The following is an 18,118-nucleotide window of genomic DNA, read 5'->3' on the forward strand; positions in this document are numbered from 1 at the left end:
GATCGGTTCAGTGCTGTTGAGCGACTGCCGCCGGCGCCCCGGCCGCGCGGCGCTGGGGAAGGGGATGGCTTTCCTGCGCCAGTTCGAGGTCGCGCAGCCGTTCGCGAACCAAGGCAACGTCGCTGCGGATCTCCGCCAGGGCCTCGTTCGTCTTCCGCAACTGATTGGCCAGATCCCGCTGATTGGTCAGGGTAACATCCAGGGCCTGCATCAACTGCCGGTTTTCGTCCCGCAATTGATCGATTTCAGCCCGCTGATCCGGCTTGCACTCAGGCGTAGGCGCAGGCGCCGTCGCGGGTTGCGGCTGGGTCTGCGGCTGCGGCTGAGGTTCGGGGGCGGCGCTCACGGGGGAGTCCTCGCCGGCCGTGACGCCGGGGCTCGGGCCGGGGCTGGGGCTTGCGGTGGTAACCGGTTGGGACTGGGGTTCGGACGCGGGATCGGGTTCGCCCCCGTTAACGTTGAACCCGAACGACATCGTCCCGGCGAGTGCCACGATGGCGATGCATCGGCTTCCCCAGCCGGCACCGAAAGGCTTGAGATGAATCCAACGGACAAAAGCCGAGCCCGGATCTCCGGCAGTTGACCCCCGGCGCTCGACGCAATTCATGAGGAATGGGGGCGCCGTTTTGCGCCCTGCGTGTGCTTTGGCGAAGCCGGGGTTTCAGACGGCGGCGGAACGAGGCTGTTCAACGTCTTGATTGCCGTCTGCAACCTCGTGGACAGCTGGGCTGCCTCCTCGTTGTACCGGGTGAGCGCGGCCCCGATGGTGCCGGTCTGGGCATTGCCGAGTGCAGGGTCAAACCCGGGATCTTTCATCGCCGTCCGTGGCTGATCAGGAATCAGTTTATAAGGGCTGACCTGAATGGTTTGCGTCACGCCGGGCCGGATCTCGATCAGATCACTTTCCATCCTGGCCTCCTCAAGGGGTACGATTTTCCAACCGGACGGCACAACCCCGATGACCTTCGGGTTGGATCGTTCGATCACCTGGACGGGCGCCCCGCTCGAGGCGGAAACCGACACCGGCCCGCTCACGGCAGCCGGTGAAGGTGCGTCCGCCGCGGCCGCACCCGGCGCCTCTCCGGCGTGGACCGGCGGCAGAAGGCCGATCAGGCACGAGGCTGCGGCGACTCTCCATAGATTTCGTCTGATCACTGGCTTTGCTCCGTGGTTTTCTTCAGTTGCACCAGCGCATTCTTGCCGGCTTCGAACCCGGGTTGCTCGGCGGGCCGGTTGATTTTGTCCGCGCCCTGGTTCTCGACCAGGCTCGGGCTGTCGGCCATCAGCAATTCTTTCGGCACGCTCGCGTTAACGATGTCGTTCCACTCTTTCAGCAGTTCGGCCCCTTCCTTCTGCATCGCGGCAACCCGTTTCTGAAAGTCATCGAGTTTACCCAGCAAATGGGCCGCGGCGCGCTGCTTGTCTTTTTCCATCCCAAGGAGGCGCGTTTCGTAATACACGGGAACGTTCATCGAGATTTTCCGTCCTTCCTGGTCAGCGGCGACGAAAACCCGGTTCACGGTCAGGCCGGTCGGTTCGTAGGCTGAAGGGTTAACCTGTTCGCCGGGAACGGACGCGCGCGGGTCCTGGGCTTGCACCGGCGCGGTGATCGATTCCTGGCGGACCGGTTGTTTCGCGGCCGGTGCCGGTTTGTTCGTCCCGGCGGGACCTTGCGGGTTCCGGGCCGGCATTGCTGCCGCAGGGGCATCATCCGGCAACGCGTCCGGGCTCGGCAGCAACCCGGATGCGCCGGAGATCTCAGCGGGCGTTTTGGCCGGGAGGCTGCGAATGTCGGCGCGTTCGAGCGGTTGCTGGGCGTCGGACGTGGCTTGGGCGGCGCTCAGGGCCTGCTGCAGCAGAAGCGCGGCCGAGCGCTCATTGCCGGATGGTCTCGCGCCATCGGTTTTCCCGGCGCTTTCCGCCCCCGGCGCCCGGCTCTCAGGACAAAAGAACAGCACGAGGGCCAGGATACCGGCCGGTTTGAAGGACAAACCGGATTGAAAGAGAGAACGTGCAGTCATGGCGTATCAGGAAAAAATTTGATTCCGTTCAGTGACAGGGAGGCTTGCGCCTGCGCGTGCGGCGATAACGCGGCAAGCGGACGCTCACCGATGAAGCGCGCCGTGGTCAGGACGTACCCTTCCATGGCTTCCAGCGAACGCAGGATGGTGAGTTGCTTCGGTGTGACGGTCAGGACCTCGACGCGGCCGTGCTCGCACCGGCTCGCCACCAGGGCCGGCGCACTGGACTGCATGTTGCCGTCTTCATCGGCAGCCTGGTAAACCAGGCGGTGCCCGATAATCCGGTACCGGACCAGACCCTCATCGTGGTGCAGCACGACCGAGTCCCCTTCGACCGACAACCGAACGATGAAGGCGGGGGAATCGGACCGGGTTACCTTGACATCTGTCACCTGGGTCTCGCGGCGGACCTGGTAAAGGCGGACCACGCCGCCCGGGACCGGCGAGGGCACTCGGCTGGAGTCACCGTCGAAGGCGTTCGGCGTCTGATCTGATTCGCCGTTTGCCGGCCGCGAGGAAATTTCAGGGGCGGTCTCGGCCCGCGCTGCCTGCATCAACGGGCAAAGCAGGGGCACCAGGATCGCGGCGAGAAGTTTTGCATCCATGATAATTGTTCCGATAACTATTATCGGCTGCACTCACAGTTCCTTTACTGGGCGGTGCGGGATTGGTTGCCGATGGCGCAGGCGAGAACGCGCGAGAGTTCGGCAAACGTGTACGGCTTCGGCAGCAACGCATCGAAGCCGAGTTCCGAAACGCTTGAAAGCACGTCGGCTTCATTATAGCCGCTCGCGATGACCACTTTGACGCCCGGGTCCAGTTTACGCAGTTTGGGCAAGGTGGCTTTGGCGCCCAGGCCGCCCGGCACCGTCAGGTCCAGGACGACCAGGTCGAACTGCTCACCCTTTTCCTGCGCGGCCGCGTAAAGCTCGAGGGCCTCCGCCCCGTCCTCGGCCACGCAGGGATTGTAGCCGAGCGTCCGGACTGACTTTTCGAGGCGCTCACGCAGTTTGGCATCGTCATCCATCAGGAGGATGCGGCCGGATCCATGGATGACCTCGTTGTCGGCGGCAGGGGTTTCCTCCACGCCCCCCGCGTAGACGGGCAGGTAGATGGACGCGCTGGCGCCTTCGCCGGGGATGGATTTAAGGGCGAGGTGACCCCCGTATTTTTCGATGACGGCGCGAGCAACCGTCAGTCCCAGGCCGTGCCCGCCTTTCTTCGTCGTGAAGTAAGGGTCAAAAACGCGGGAGACATCTTCGGGGGCAATACCCCGGCCGGTATCGATCAGGGTGATCTGCGCATAGTTGCCGGGCAGCAAACAAGGCAGAGCGCCGGGCGCAAGGGTGACCCGCTCCAGTTTGACGAAGCAAATACCGCCGGCCGGCATGGCTTCCCGGGAATTGATGACCAGCGCGCTGATGGCATGGCGCAGCCGGGAGTCGGAGGCCAGCACCGCCGGGCACTCTTCGTCGACCTCGAACTTCGCCGTCACGCCCGACCCCTGGAGGCTGAACTTCACCGCTTCCCGCAGCAGTTTCGGCAGGGAAACCGCGGTCTCGACGGAAGCTTCCGCACGCGCAAAATGGAGCAACTGCCGCATGAGGCGGGAGGCCGACATCGCGGCGTCATCCATCTGCTGGAGGCACTCCAAGGCCATCGTTGCCGTGCAAGGGATATCTTCCCTGGCCAGCATCGAGTTCGAACAGATGAACGTGAGAATGTTGTTCAGGTCGTGCGCGGTGCCCGCCGCCAGGATCCCGAGCGAATCCCGGTGCGAATCCCGGATCTGCGTCTCGAGGTCGGTCCACTCGGACGTCACATCCTGAATCAGGATCAGAAAATTTTTTGTCCGGTGATTTTCGTCGTAGACCGGTGACACCGGATGCCATCGCAACCAGAGTTCGGTTTTATCCTTGCGGTAACAACGGATGACCTGTTGCTCAAAGATGCCTTGGTCGAGCGCGTGCCGGAGGCTCGTGATGGCCTGTTTTTCCGGCTGTGGCCCCAGCAGGAAAAGCGCGTTGCGCCCGGTCAATTCCGCGGCGGTGTAACCCGTCAGGCGGCAAAGCTCGTCGTTGGCGTAAACGATGTTCGGGCCGTTGCCTCGAGCGTCGCCGTCGGTAATCATGACCCCGATGCGCGCCCCCTGCACGGCTTCATCCAGCAATCGAGCCCGGCCGTCGCCGGCCCGTGACGCCTTGTCGCCGCGCACGACCAGGATCCATTGTACGAGCCACCCCGCGTCGTCCGTGATTGATTTTACATCCAGCTCAACCGGACGCTTGGACCCGTCTTTGCAGGACAAAACCCGCTCCGCAACTCCCGAATGCCCCACCAGTGCCCGCAACCGGCTCACCCCGCCAGGCTGGCCGTTTTCCGGTCCGAACAACGATTTAGCGCTTTTCCCAAAAAGGTCCTCAAGCTGAAAACCGGACAGCGCGGTAAAACTCGGGTTGACGTAGATGATCCGGGGCTCGCCTCCGAGGGTTTGTTCCGCTTCCGCCACGACCACCCCGTCGCTCACCTGCCGCAGTGCCTGGAGCGCCCATTTCGTTTCCAGGGTGCGCCCGTGCAGGCTGCGCGCGCGGCTGACCACGACGTTAACGGCCGAAAGCGCCTCGTCAGGCGTGATCTTGATCTCGTGATAGACGGGCGGCAGGTTATTCCAGCGGGACCAGCTGAACTGTAAGCTGTTACCGGATTGCAACGCGCTCTGGACGTAATGCCGGAGTCTCTGGCCGAGAGGGGTTATCAAACGGTCAAGGTGAGAGACCTGGCCCAGCGACTGCAGGTCGTCATCGATGATCCCGGCATCGCAGAAAATCCGGCGGATAGACCCGTCGGCCGGGATCTCGAGCACCAGGAGGTAGCCGTCCGAGCTGTCATTCAGGGCGTTTGGGAAGGTGTAATAGAGGGGCATCATGCCGGGATCTTGGGCTCTCACTCTCCACCTATTTCGGACGTCATACGCAGGAGTTTAGTGTAACGAGTAACTCGTAGCTCGTAACTCGTAACTCGTAACGGGTTGCTGGTAACTGGTTGCTGGTAACTCGTAACGGGTTGTTGAAATCAAAAACCACAAAACCCTCGACGCGAAACACGGCTGCACGATATAAAACCAGATTTAAAAATGTTTTATGGGTGCGATACACCATTTCGAGGATTTCGAAGCATTCAAGACCGCTCGGGAATTTGTGCGTGCGACGGGTACCACGGTCCGCCAACCCGCTTTCCGGCCTGAAAACCAGCTGCGCTGGCAGATCGAAAGGGCCCTTATCTCAATCTTATCGAATTTCGCCGAAGGTTTCGAAAGGAGTGGGCGCCAGGAATTCATCCAATTTCTGACGATCGCCAAAGGTTCGACCGGCGAAGCCAAGGCCCAACTGATCTACGCCTTGGATCAAGGATTAATCGACGAACCGGCTTACCAAGTCCTCGCTTCAAAAGCCGATTCCACGCTGGCTCAATTCGGAGGTTTGCTGAAGTACCTGGTCGAGTCCGCGCCCGATAGTGCCAAAGCAAAACGCCGGGCCCAATAGGCATTACAAGCCTGGCTCGAGCCTCAAATCGCCTTCTACGCTGTCCCTTCCACACCAGCTACCAGTTACCAGTTACGAGTTACCCGTAACCTCCTCCACCGGTACCCCGCGGAGTTCATACACCCGCAGGATCGTTTCCTCGATAAGGTTGTTGGGGCAGGAAGCGCCGGCCGTGATCCCGATCGTGACCGGTCCCGAGGGCAGCCAGTCGCGAGTCACGATCTCCGCCTTCTGGTGCAGGTTATAATGCGTGATCCAGTCCCGGCTTTCGAGCTTGTCGGCACCCCGGACGAAGTACGTCGGCAGTTTCACCTCGCCCATCTCCGCCAGGTGAGAGGTGTTGGAGCTGTTGTAGCCGCCGACCACGAGCAGCAGGTCCATTTTTTCCGTCAGGAGCTCAGTCAATGCGTCCTGGCGTTCCTGGGTTGCCCCGCAGATCGTGTCGAAAAAGCGAAAATGCTTTGCGGCCGCCGCCGAACCGTCGCGGTCGAGGATCGCGGCCCGGATGCGGCGCTGCACTTCTTCGGTCTCGCCGCGCAGCATCGTGGTCTGGTTTGCAACGCCGACCGCGCGCAGGTGCACATCGGGATCAAACCCGGGCGAATGGGCATTGGTGAATTTTAGCAGAAATTCTTCCTTGCTGCCGCCGTGCCGGATGTAGTCGCAGACGTAGTCGACATCCGCCAGGGTAAGGACAACCAGGTAATGGCCGCGGCCGGCACCCAAGGCACGCGACGAGGTCGCTTTCGTTTCTTCGTGCTCGGCCTTGCCGTGAATGATCGAGGTAACCTCCTCGGCCGCATTTTGCCGTACCCGTTTCCAGACGCTCATGACGTCCCCGCACGTGGTATCGACGAGCTGGCAGCCGCGCTCCTGGATTCGGGCCAGGGTTTCGAGGTCCGTGCCGAACGCCGGGACAATGACGACGTCGTCCGCGGTCAGGTCGCAGATCTCGGCTTCCTTGTGCGGCCCGATCAGGTTCTTGATCCCCATCGCGGCGATCTGCTCGTTGACCGCAGGGTTATGGATGATCTCGCCCAGGATGAACACGCGCTTGTCCTGGAACACTTTCCGGGCGGCGTACGCCAGATCGATGGCGCGTTCGACCCCGTAACAAAACCCGAACTGTTTGGCTAGGCGCACCGTGGTGTCCCGGACGGACAGGATTCCCCCGTTCGCCCGGATACGCTCGACCACGGTGCTGCGGTAATGCGATTCCACCTGCTCCTGCACCCGCGCCATCACGTCCGGCGTGCGCAGGTTGATCTTTTTACGGGCCGGAGCAGGCGTCAATTCGGTAGCCATCCGCGTACCTTAGCCCAAAATGCCGGGCCGTCAGCCGATATCCGTTTCGCGGATGAATCAGTCGACGAGCAGCGGCCCTGACAGCGGCGCAAACACCCGGCTGGAGATCATGTAACTGGCGGGCGGATCCGGGTCTTTGTAGTCCTGGGGACGGGTCACATTTCGGCCGATGGTGGCGTCTTCAGGCTGAGTCTGGGCGATGTTTACCGGGGTGCCCGTATGAACCAGGGCGAAAAACTTCGGCGCGGCGTTGGGGTGCAACCGCAGGCAACCGTGCGAGTGCCCGATCGGCCACACGGCGCCCTGGTGAAAGCCGTAAGCCGGCGCGAATTCAACCCAGTAAGCCATGGGGTAACCGACGTAATGGTACCCTGGGCCCGGGGCGTGACTGCTCGTTCCGGGCCGGACATCGTTGGCTCTCGCCCAAAACCCGTACGTATTGGAACGTTTATCCCGGATTTTTCCGGTCACATGGAAACTGCCGGTCGGCGTGACGGCGCCGGGCTTGCCGATGGTGGTCGGGGTGACCAGGAGCGGCCGGCTTCCTTCCATCACGTAGACCATGCGGTTCTGCAGGGAAACCTTGACGCGGACGGCGTTGGGGTTTCGAGGTTTGTGGGCAACGACGGTGTAGGACCTTCCCGACGAGGTGGAAGAGGTTTCGAGGATGGAACAACCGCTCAGGAAGGCCAACCCGATGGCGGTCCCGACAACTAGGGTCCGGAGGAGAATTTGTCTCATACTGGCATGATTTAATCGGGTCGGTATTTCACGATTTAAGGGGCAAAAATCAAGACGAATCCGGCGGACCGGCCGCATCCGGCTGCCGGATTGACGGCGGCACGATTCACTGATCAGTTGCCCGATGGATGCGTTGGCAGGCGACGGGTGGCTCGAAGGCTCAGGGGAACCGTTCACCTCGACGAACCCCGCCACCGGTGAGGTTGTCCTCCGGGTACACCCGGCGGGGCGGCCCGAGGTCGAAACGGCGTTTGCCGCCGCCGGCCGGGCGCAGCCCGCGTGGGCGGAGTTGCCGTTTTCAGAGCGCGCGGAAACGGCGCGGCGCTTCGCGCAGCGGCTGGCGGCCGGCCGCGAAAAACTTGCGAACCTGATTTCGGCTGAAGTGGGCAAACCGGCCTGGGAATCCAACCAGGAGGTGGACGCCATGACGCGCAAGGTTGACCTCAGCGTCGAGGCTTATGAGAAGCGGACCGGCAGCGAACGCAAACCGGCCGGTGACGCGGTCGCCTGGGTCAGTCACGCCCCGCACGGCATCGTGGCCGTGCTCGGCCCGTTCAACTTTCCCGGGCACCTGCCTAATGGTCACCTGGTGCCGGCGCTCCTGGCCGGCAACGCGGCCCTCTTCAAGCCGAGCGAGTTTGCGCCGGCCGTGGGCGCCTTTATGGCAAAAGTCTGGCTGGAAGCAGGCCTGCCGCCGGGCATCCTAAATGTTCTGCAGGGGAGCCGGCCAACGGCCGAACTCATCCTCGACCAGCCGGGCCTCGCCGGCGTGTTCTTCACCGGAAGCGCCGCCGCCGGAGCGGCCATTCATCGCAGATTTGCGGGTCGGCCGGAAGTCATCCTGGCGCTCGAGATGGGCGGCAATAACCCGATGGTGGTGCTCGGCCCGGGTTTGACCGAAGCCGCCGCGCGCACCGTCGCGATTTCGGCGTTCATCTCGGCAGGCCAACGGTGCACCTGCACGCGCCGGCTCATCGTGGTGGGTGACGACGTCGATTTATCTCCGCTCTGCGACCTGGCGCGCCGCCTGCAAGTCGGGCTGCCGGCCCAAAATCCATTCATCGGCCCGCTGATTCATCGTGCCGCGGCTGAACAGGTCTTGCACGTACAGTCCCGCTTGCGCGCCTCGGGCGGCAAACCATTGGTCGAAATGGTTCCGGCTGAACCCGGCCTGCCGTTCCTGCACCCGGGTGTCATCGACGTTTCGGCGGTTGCCGGCCACCCGGACGAAGAGGTCTTCGGGCCGTTGCTCCAGGTGATCAGGGTGCCGGATTTTGACGAAGCTTTGGCTGAGGCGAACCGGACCAGGTTCGGGCTCGCCGCCGGGCTGATCGGCGGCTCCGAGGCGGACTGGCAAAAGTTCCGGCGTCGCGTCCGGGCGGGCGTGATCAATTGGAACCGCCCCACGACCGGGGCGAGCAGCGCGGCGCCTTTCGGTGGGGTAGGCATTTCCGGCAACCATCGGCCGAGCGCGTATTATGCGGCCGATTACTGCGCTTACCCCGTCGCGTCGCTGATGGCGGAGGCGGTGAGTGCTCCGCAGTTCCCCGGCCTGCCGTAAGGGATCAGTGAATGATGCCGCTTACCAAAAATGCACCGGCCCTCAAGTGGGTTAAGCCGCATGCGCGCTGAACCAAACCAGCCCCCTCCGGCAAAACCCCGGGCCAAAAAACCGGATTTTTGCCATTCCATGCGCTTCCGGCTCGAATGGCTGGGGGTGAAAGGGATGGCATGGTTAGTTCCCCGGCTGCCGCTCGGGTTCTGGCGTCGCTTCGCGGAAGCCGCGGCGTTCGCGTTCTATTACCTGGATCGCCGTGGGCGCCGGGTGGCACTCGCCAACCTGGAAGCAGCCTTCGGCGACCTTTACCGGCCCGCCCGGCGCGAACAAATCGCCCGGCGGGCATTGGCCATCTTCGCCCGCAGCTTCCTGGAGCTCTTCTGGAGCCCGCGCCTGAACCGCGACAACGTTTCGTCATACATGGAGATGACCGGTTCGGCCGAGGCGCGCCGGTTGTCCGAACAGGGTGGGGTGATCCTGGTCAGCGTGCACCTGGCGAACTTCGAATGGGGCAGCGGCCTGTTCGCTTTCGAGGGCCACGCCGGCCTGGAACTTACCCAGCGCTTCCGTAACGACCGGCTGACGCCCATCTTCCGCCGTTTACGGGAACATTCCGGTCACACGATCGTGACCCAGGAACAGTCCATGATCCGTTTCTACAAGGCCTTGCGTAAAGGCCAACGGGTCGGGTTGCTCACCGATTTAACCCTCAAAATGAATGAGCCCGGAACTTTTGTCCGCTGTTTCGGTCTCTGGACCTGGACGACGATCATGCACGCCGCCCTCCAAGCCCGTACCGGCGCCCCGATCCTTCCTTTCGTCACCCTCCCTCAGCCCGGCGGCCGGTACGAAGTGCGTTTGCTCGAACCGATTCTGCACGACCCAAACCGGTCGTTGCGGGCGATTGTCCAACTGTGCTGGGACCGTTTCGAGCCCGTAATCGCCGAGCGCCCCGAATGCTGGCTCTGGTCCTACAAACATTGGCGTTACCGGCCGGCATTACCCGATCGGCCTTACCCGTTCTACGCCAATCGATCCCCGTGGTTTGATCTGGAATGGGAAAAAGAAATCGGACCGATCCCCGTGGAACTGCAGATCTACCAGCAACCGGTTACGAGTAACTAGGTACTCGTAACCGGTTGCCGGTTGGAGGGCACTCCGAACTGTACCCGTTACCCGTTACGCGTTACCAGTTACCGGGCACTGAGTTCGTGGCAATAGAATGTCGGAGAAATTTCTCATCGTCGACGGGCACAGCATCATCTTCGCGTGGCCGGAGCTGCGCGCGTTGCATGGTCGTAAAACCGCGCTGGCGCGTGAGCAATTGATTAAGACGCTCACGGGATACCAGGACTACTCGGGGGTCCGCGTGGTCGTGGTATTTGATGGGAAAGGCCAAACCGTCTCGGAGGTGACCGAACCCGGCGGCATCCAGATTTTTTACTCGAATGCCGGCCGCACGGCGGACGACATCGTCGAACGGCTCTGCGCCCGGTACGCGACCAGGCACCTCATCACGGTGGCGACCGCCGACATGCTGGAGCAGCAGACCGCCATCTCGTTTGGAGCCCAGTGCACAGGCGCGGAAGGGTTGCGGCGACTGATCGCGGAGGCCCGTGGAGAGTTCGCCGCGGAATTGAAACGCCGTCGAAAAGCCCTTTAAATTCAACGGATCAAAACGAACCGGCGGCTTGCGAACCGGCGGTCGAACATCGAAAGCGTTACCCAGGATGGGATTTTCTCTTCAGGTACAACAGGTGATGTCCGAACTGGAAGCGTTCGGCCGGGCGCATGATCAACAGGAATCGGATCGCGCCCGCAAAATGCTTAATCTTGAACGTGAAACCGCCGAACTGCTCCGGGCATTTGTGCTGAGCGCACGCCGCAAGCGGGTTCTCGAAATCGGCACGTCAAACGGGTACAGTGCGATCTGGCTCGCATCCACCCTGCAAAACGTACCCGGCAGCGCACCGCTCCTGACCATCGAAAAGGATGCCGGCAAAGCCCGGAGCGCCCGCGCCAACTTCGAAAAAGCCGGACTGGCCGATCGCATCGTCGTCCTGGAGGGTTCTGCAACGGAACTCGTGGACGGTCTGCCGGGCCCGTTTGATTGCGTGTTCTTCGATGCGGACCGGATCAGTGCGCCTGAGCAACTCCGGTTGCTTCTGCCGAAACTCACCGCGGACGCCTTGCTCCTGGCCGATAATGTCCTGTCGCACCCGGAGGAAATTTCGGGCTACCTGAAAGAGTTCGATCGCCTGCCTGAGTTCGTCACCACGACGGTGCCGGTCGGCAAAGGGCTCCACGTGGCGGTGCGGGTTGATACCATCCGGTAGAGTAACCGGCCGCCCGTACAAAATTTTGACGCCCCACGATTTCCGGTGGCGAGGGAAGCCACGAATGCCACAAGCGGAAAAATGCCACAGATGAAGCCAGGCGCTCTGCGGCGGTGGTGCACTATGGCCCGGCGTGATATAAAGTGCCTTCATGAGCAGCTTGGCGCAAATCCTTGATGAACTGCCTAAACTGACGCCTGAAGAGCGCCAACAGGTTTTCCTTCGTCTCCAGGCATTGGAGGCCGAGCCAGACTTGGACGTCACCCCGGAAATGCTGGTCGCCATCGACGAAGCGATCCAGGCTTCCGAACAAGGCCGGGTGTTCACCTTGGACGAAGTTCGAGCCCAGGCGCAGGCGTGGATTACCAAGTAAGCTTCACCGAACCGGCCCGCGACGATCTACGGGCCATCGTTTCCTTTATTGCCCAGGACAGCCCACAGCGGGCTCTCTCGTTCCGTGACCGCCTGCTGGCTGAGGCCGAAAGCCTGGGCCGCCTGCCGCTTCGGGGACGTTTTTTAAAAGGCCATTCGCAGGTTCGACGAATCCTCTGCGGCGATTACTTGATCCTCTACCGGGTCCATGAGGCCGAACGGGTTGTGGAAGTGCTGCGCTTCTGGCACGGCGCCCGAGGCACGCCGCGGTTTTAAGGTTGGATCACGCACACCCGCCGTTCATTACACGCGCTTTGGTCATCGTGTGCCCGTGTATCTTTAATCTGTGGATGATTTATCCTTTTTTCTGCGTTCTTCTGCGGGTTCTGCGGATCTCTTTTATCTGTGGACTAAACCTCGCGGGGCCGCCGTCGATTAGGGTCATCAGGTATGCCCATATCGTTGTTCCCGGTCAGCCGTCCGGCGGCTTCGAGCCGGTGCAACGGATTTATGAGTTTGCCGGCGGCCTTGCAGATGAACTTTTCAGGCATCCTCTCGCAGCGTTTCGTCCGCTCTTTCCGGGAGCGGTCAGCTTTCTTCCTTCTCGGGGTACTCTTTTTCACCTGCCTTCCGGGGACTGGCGCGTCCTTACCGGCGTCTGCCGCCACCCCGGGTAGCGTCTACCTGACCGACGCGGGCGTCACCTTCATCCCGGAGAACTCCACGGCGGCCACCACCATCGCCACCGTCAGCCGCGACTCGAGCGTTCAGCTGAGCCGGCCGTGCACGGTCTACCTCAAGAACGACGCCGCGGCGACCGCCAAACTGGGAAGCGGATCCGGCTACGACTACACGTCGAACGTGCTGACGCCGGTGCCCTCATTGACCGGCTACTATTCGGTCATGATTCCGGCTAACCAGACCTCCGTTGCGGTGACGATCACCCCGAATGCCAACTGGGTGCCGGAGGCCAACCCCGTCATCGGCCTGACCCTGGTGACGGCCGGCGACCCGGCCTGGGGCACCTCCCTGTCCTCAGCTCAGCCGTACGCGCTGCCGGCCACGCCTTCGGACGTGCAGGTCACCATCCAGGCAGTCAACATCAACGTCAGCCTGACGGCGACGAACACGACGGCCACGGCCGGCCAGACCACGGACCTGCCCACATTAACCTTCACCCGCGACCAAGCCCCGATCGATTCGACCGTCTACTTCTCGCTGGCCGGCAGCCAGAGCAGCGCCATTTCACAGGTCCAGGGCGCCACCCTGGTGAGCGGGACAACCTACGCGGTGCAGTTCACCGGGGGAACGACCACCGCTTCGGTCCAGCTCGTCCCTGCAAATGCCGGCAGCCCGGGCCCGACCGCCGCGGTTACGGCGCAGATTTTGAGTTCGACCCCTTCGGGAGCAGGCACCCCGGTGCAGTACGCCGTGACCGACCCTTCGTCCCAAACCATTTCCATCCTTAACCCGTACCCGACGGTGTCGCTGCAGGTCCTTCAGCCGGTCGTTTATCAGGATGGCCGGACCGTCAGCGTCATTGCCATCAATCGCGACAAGGCCACCCAGGCCCTCACGGTCAATCTGCAGAAGGTAACCGGCTCCAGCACGGCGCAGCCCATCTACGATTACTACCTTTACGACCCGTCCGGCAACGCCATCACCACCCAGACGAATACCAATGGCGACGCCGGTTTCCCGGTGACGATGCCCGCCGGGGTGAGCCAGGTGGTCCTGACGCTGCAAGGGGTGCAGAACGGCCAGGTGCAGTCCAACCGGTTATTGGCCTACCAACTGCAGTCGAGCTCCAGCTACTATGCCTCCGGCAGCCAGGCCTCCATCGTGTTGGTCAGCGTGACGGTGCAGGTCACCAACCCTTCTGCCGGCGCGCTTTTCACCCTGGATTTCGAGAAGGGCATGCAGCCCAGCGTGAAACCCGGGTCAGGCCTCTCCTTCACGGCGCCGACTTCGGGGTACTCGGTCGCCCCGAACCGAAGCGGCATGGCGTTATGGCCGGAAGGGCTCTACCTGGTAGGAGCCGACCCCCATTGGTTCCACCCGTACTTTTACGACATGTATGACCACACGATGGGCACGTCGAGCGGCAACATGATGATCGTCAACGGCGCTACGGTCCCTGACGTCAACGTGCTCCAGTTCACCGTTCAAGGCCTGCTGCCGAATCAGTTTTACTATATCAACTACTACGGCACGAGCATAAACCCTGCGGCTCCGGCGTTGATGGACATGATCGTGAACGGCTCAATGATCGGTCAGGCCCATTTCAACTCGGCGGGCGGATGGAACCAGTATACCTACGTCTTCAGCGCCGGCGCGAACGGGGAAGCGACCATTACCTTTCTCAATGAGAATATCATCGCGAACGGCAACGATTTCGCGCTGGATGACATCACGATCGGACCCGGACCTAATCAGATCGGGACGGTAGACCTCAACCCGGTGAACAGCCCGACGACGGTCAACGACACCGCCTCCGGCCCGATCACCATTTTCTCGGTCAGCCGCGGCGCCTCCAGCCCAACCACCCAGCCGCTGCGGGTCAACCTCGCCCCGACCAGCACCCAGGCGGTGCTCAACACCGACTACACCTCCAGCCGGATCCAGTACGATTCCACCAATAACGTCTATTACGTCACCATCCCGGCCGGCCAGAGCTCCCTCAACGTGCAAATGACGCCGGTGGCCAACTGGACGCCGCAACCGGACAAGACCTTCGGGTGGCGCCTGCTCACCTTCACCGATTCGGCCTGGACGACGTTGAATCCGAACTATTACCCCTACGACTCCAACGTCGATCAGGTCACGATTCACAACGTGCCGATTCACGTGACGGTCACCGCGCCCAATCCCAACCTCTGGCAGAACCAGAGCGGCGCGATTCCGACCTTCACCATCAGCCGCGACCAGGGGGCGGTGGCGGGCAAGGTTTATTTTGTGATCAGCCCGTCGAGCACCGCCGTCTACGGGACCGATTACACCCTGAGCGGGGCGACCTATGACCCGGCCACGGGGCTTTACTACGTGAGTTTCGCTGCCGGGGACACCTCGCCGAAGACCGTTTCGGTTCAACCGCTGCAGACCAACGTGATTGCGCCGGACAAGACCCTCACGGTGCAGGTGGTTGACCAGTCGGATCCGCGGCTGGCCAACGCGACGGGCATTTATTACCAGGCGGGCAGCCCGTCTCAGGCCACGACGACCATCCATAACACCGCGGTCATCGTAAACCTGGCGGCATTGACCCCCTCGATCAGCGTGACGCAGGGAAGCGTGGCCGCGCTGCAACTGAGCGGCCAAACCGGTGCGAACCCGACCCGGGTTTACCTCACGCTGAATTCGGCGCAAACGACCGGCTCCTACCCCACCGACTTTACGTCGAGCAACCTGCAGTACGACCCGAATTCCGGGTTTTTCTACATCGACGTCAATTTCAGCCAGAGCACCACTCAGACCATCTACCTGGCTGCAGCCGACAATTGGGTGGTCGGGCCGAAGACGCTGGCATGGCAACTGGTTTCGGCGTCGGTGGTCCAAGCCAAAGGGTTAAGTGCGGCCTATACGTTAGGATCGAACACGAGCGCCAACGTCAGCCTCGTGTACAATCCCCCCTCGGTCTCGATCGCGGCGCTGGTCGGAAGCGTGCCGGAGACGGCCGGCAGCACCAACGTTTTTGCAATTACCCGCACTCGCACCGGGCAGGCCCAAACGGTCTACGTCCAGGTCAGCGGCACGGCCGTGCTCGGGACCGACTACACCTTTACCGGTCTGACCCCGAATGCCGGCGGCCTCATCGCCGTGCCCTTCTCGGCCGGGGACGCCACGCAGACGTTGTCGATCACGCCCGTCAACGGCTGGTTGACCCAGCCCAGCGTCAGCGTGCAATGCCAGCTAATCGCCGGCCCCGCCGTCCCGAGCTACACGGTGGCCAGCCCCAGCAGCGCCGGCATCAACCTGCTGGGTACTAACCCCAACGTCTCCATCACCGGCCTGGTCAGCCAGGTGCGCCGCGATGACCCGATGACGGCGGCCTTCCAGATCCGGCGTGACCGCACGGGCAAAGCCCAGAGCGTCTGGTTCCAGCCGGCCGCGGGCACCACGGCCGGTGCCTGGTACCCGGACTTTCAACCGGCCCCGTCCGCCTACGATCTGCAGGTGCAGGCCGGCTCGGGCGCCATCCAGCAGGGGGCCGCGGGCAACTACCTGGTCACCTTCGGCACCAGCGACGCCGCCGTGATCATCTATGTCACCCCGCATTTCTACTTCGGTTACCCGGCCGCGCCGCAATCGTACGGCCTCACCCTGGTCACCGTGCCGGGCCAGTCGCAGTACGTGCTGCCGGGCAACCCTAGCGCCTCTCTGACCCTGACGAGCTTCTACCCGCCCACGCTCAGCATCGTGGACCGCGCCGACACCGGGGAGGGCAAGGCGCCCGGCGACTTCCGGCTCCTCTGCACGCCGTCCAACCCGGGCGGCACGCCGGCCGCCCCCTTCACGGTCTCATTCATCCTCAGCGGTGTGAGAAGCCCGGTTGCGAATGGGGGAAATGCGTTGGATCGCTATACCCCGGCCTCGAGCGGCAGCGGCGATAACTTCGCGTTCACCCCGCGGGTGAATGACCCCAGCATCCTGGATTGTTCGGTGACCTTTACGGCCGCCGACATGCTCGCCGGTTACAAGGACATCGTGATCAACCCCAAACAGGACCTGCTCTACGAGGGTACTCAATCACTGACCTTTACGTTGTACCCGGCGGCCGACGGCCGCTTCCTCATTGCCGGCCAGGGGGCCGCTCAGAGTCTGAGCCAGGTAAACCCGTTGGTCGTGCCGATGACGTTCACTGACGACGAAGTAAGTCCGGCGCAGGTGAAGATCAACGCGGTGATCGTTTCAGGCCACAGTTCCGATCCGTGGCAGATCGTCAATCCCGGGCTGAGCACCGGGGTGACGGTCAAGGGGGGGTTGGTGGCCCTGGGGCCCGTTTCTTCGTTCTCATCGTCGGGTTCGGCGGGGAGCGTCAAGCTGCAGGTGGATCCGAACCTGTTGGACGGCGGGGCAGTGCCGCCGATCATGCCGACGGTGATCGATGCGCGGGCCGCCCGGGTGACCTCCTCGACCATCGACCCGAACCTGACGAGCACCGGCTGGGTCAATGCGGCCGCCGGCCGGGGTCCGGCGACGGGAACCACCACGAACCCGAATCCGTGGAGCGCACCCACGGCTCTGCCTACGCCGGTGCCGGCCCCTGCAGCTACTCCGACGCCGGTACCTACACCCGCTTCGACTCCCGCGCCTACCCCTGCCTTGACGCCCGCACCGACGCCGACACCTGCACCGACTGCTGCCCCGGCGCCCACGCCGGCCCCAACAACCACACCTGCGGCACCGCCGGCGCCCACACCGGCTCCGACGGCGACTCCCACGCCGGCGGCTACATCAACGCCAACGCCAACGCCGACGCCTACTGCAAGGCCCACACCTGGTCCGACGTCGACGCCTGCCCCAACGCCCACACCGGTGCCGGCCGTGACGATCGCACCGATCGTCAGCAGCGTTTACCAGGGTAGCGGCAGCACCCCGGCGTTCACCATCAGCCGCAGCAGCACCGGGCAAGCCCAAGTGGTGTTCGCCCAGGTCAGCGGCGCGGCCACCCTCGGCACCGACTACACCCTTGGCGGGCCTTGCCTGGTCCGGGGTAACCTTGTTCTGGTCTCTTTCGCCGCCGGGGACGCTTCGGAGACCATCTCGATCACGCCGACGAGCGGGCCGGCTCCTCCCCCGGCTCCCCCGGCCGGCGGTCCGGCTGGCCCCTCAAGCAAGGCCATCCAGTGGCAACTGGTTACCGACGGCAGCGTTCAAGGGGGCGCGTCGACCTACACGCTCGGCAACCCCTCCCAGGCTTCAATCACCCTGCAAGCCTTCTCGCCGACCGTGACGATCTCGGCGGTGGTGAGCACCGTCAACCAGCTCAACGGCAGCACCGCGGCGTTCAAGATCAGCCGCACCAGCGCCGGCCCGGCCCAAACCGTGTACGTGCAGGTCAGCGGTCCAGCCAACCTCGGGACCGACTACAGGGCTAACGGTACCGGCACGGTCAGCAATAATCTCATCTCGATACCCTTCGCGGCGACCGATCTCTCGGAAACGGTAACGATCACGCCGGCTACGGGCACGATCAGCCCGGCGAACAAACCCATGCAGTGGAAGGTGGTTTCGAACGGGCCG

General features: G+C 63.0%; 15 protein-coding genes. 8 read left to right on the forward strand and 7 right to left on the reverse strand.

Annotation, left to right across the window (positions count from 1 at the left end; translation table 11 throughout):
- Positions 1–7: 7 nt before the first annotated feature.
- Genes JO015_06100 through JO015_06120 form a run of 5 tightly spaced genes read right to left on the reverse strand, consistent with a single transcriptional unit; the run spans position 8 to position 4,968 of the window.
- Entirely contained in the window at positions 8–607 is a 600-nt protein-coding gene (locus JO015_06100) for a hypothetical protein (protein ID MBV9998670.1), read from the reverse strand.
- Positions 604–1,155 carry a hypothetical protein gene (locus JO015_06105; protein MBV9998671.1) on the reverse strand — a complete coding sequence of 184 codons (552 nt, stop codon included), beginning with the start codon at positions 1,153–1,155 and terminating at the stop codon, positions 604–606. Before JO015_06105 ends, JO015_06100 begins: the two co-directional genes overlap by 4 nt.
- Complete coding sequence (locus tag JO015_06110) at positions 1,152–2,021, reverse strand: hypothetical protein (GenBank protein MBV9998672.1); 870 nt, start codon at positions 2,019–2,021, stop codon at positions 1,152–1,154. The genes JO015_06105 and JO015_06110 overlap by 4 nt, the downstream gene beginning before the upstream one ends.
- Positions 2,018–2,626, reverse strand: a complete 609-nt coding sequence (locus JO015_06115; GenBank protein MBV9998673.1) for a hypothetical protein — start codon at positions 2,624–2,626, stop codon at positions 2,018–2,020. Before JO015_06115 ends, JO015_06110 begins: the two co-directional genes overlap by 4 nt.
- Positions 2,627–2,670: 44 nt before the next feature.
- Entirely contained in the window at positions 2,671–4,968 is a 2,298-nt protein-coding gene (locus JO015_06120; GenBank protein ID MBV9998674.1) for a PAS domain-containing protein, read from the reverse strand.
- Between the two features lie 193 nt (positions 4,969–5,161).
- On the opposite strand from JO015_06120, the gene JO015_06125 reads away from it, so the two are divergent.
- On the forward strand, positions 5,162–5,563 hold the full coding sequence (locus JO015_06125) for a four helix bundle protein (protein ID MBV9998675.1): 402 nt from the start codon (positions 5,162–5,164) through the stop codon (positions 5,561–5,563).
- A gap of 72 nt (positions 5,564–5,635) precedes the next feature.
- Here JO015_06125 and JO015_06130 read toward each other — a convergent pair whose 3' ends face one another.
- Complete coding sequence (locus tag JO015_06130; GenBank protein ID MBV9998676.1) at positions 5,636–6,868, reverse strand: 4-hydroxy-3-methylbut-2-enyl diphosphate reductase; 1,233 nt, start codon at positions 6,866–6,868, stop codon at positions 5,636–5,638.
- A 57-nt stretch (positions 6,869–6,925) separates the two neighbouring features.
- On the reverse strand, positions 6,926–7,609 hold the full coding sequence (locus tag JO015_06135) for a L,D-transpeptidase (GenBank protein MBV9998677.1): 684 nt from the start codon (positions 7,607–7,609) through the stop codon (positions 6,926–6,928).
- A 124-nt stretch (positions 7,610–7,733) separates the two neighbouring features.
- On the opposite strand from JO015_06135, the gene astD reads away from it, so the two are divergent.
- From astD to JO015_06170, 7 genes are all read left to right on the forward strand, one after another.
- Positions 7,734–9,170 carry a succinylglutamate-semialdehyde dehydrogenase gene (gene astD / locus JO015_06140; GenBank protein ID MBV9998678.1) on the forward strand — a complete coding sequence of 479 codons (1,437 nt, stop codon included), beginning with the start codon at positions 7,734–7,736 and terminating at the stop codon, positions 9,168–9,170.
- A 129-nt stretch (positions 9,171–9,299) separates the two neighbouring features.
- Positions 9,300–10,292, forward strand: a complete 993-nt coding sequence (locus tag JO015_06145) for a lysophospholipid acyltransferase family protein (protein ID MBV9998679.1) — start codon at positions 9,300–9,302, stop codon at positions 10,290–10,292.
- Positions 10,293–10,389: 97 nt separating this feature from the next.
- Positions 10,390–10,830, forward strand: coding sequence for an NYN domain-containing protein (locus JO015_06150; protein MBV9998680.1), 441 nt, complete (start codon positions 10,390–10,392; stop codon positions 10,828–10,830).
- Between the two features lie 67 nt (positions 10,831–10,897).
- Positions 10,898–11,503 carry a class I SAM-dependent methyltransferase gene (locus JO015_06155; protein ID MBV9998681.1) on the forward strand — a complete coding sequence of 202 codons (606 nt, stop codon included), beginning with the start codon at positions 10,898–10,900 and terminating at the stop codon, positions 11,501–11,503.
- Between the two features lie 151 nt (positions 11,504–11,654).
- On the forward strand, positions 11,655–11,876 hold the full coding sequence (locus JO015_06160; protein ID MBV9998682.1) for a hypothetical protein: 222 nt from the start codon (positions 11,655–11,657) through the stop codon (positions 11,874–11,876).
- Complete coding sequence (locus JO015_06165; GenBank protein ID MBV9998683.1) at positions 11,861–12,151, forward strand: type II toxin-antitoxin system RelE/ParE family toxin; 291 nt, start codon at positions 11,861–11,863, stop codon at positions 12,149–12,151. The genes JO015_06160 and JO015_06165 overlap by 16 nt, the downstream gene beginning before the upstream one ends.
- A gap of 174 nt (positions 12,152–12,325) precedes the next feature.
- Positions 12,326–18,118, forward strand: a 5,793-nt coding sequence (locus JO015_06170; GenBank protein MBV9998684.1) for a hypothetical protein, incomplete at its 3' end; no start/stop codon positions are given.

Source organism: Verrucomicrobiota bacterium, assembly GCA_019247695.1.
In the GTDB taxonomy this organism is placed as follows: Bacteria; Verrucomicrobiota; Verrucomicrobiia; order Chthoniobacterales; family JAFAMB01; genus JAFBAP01.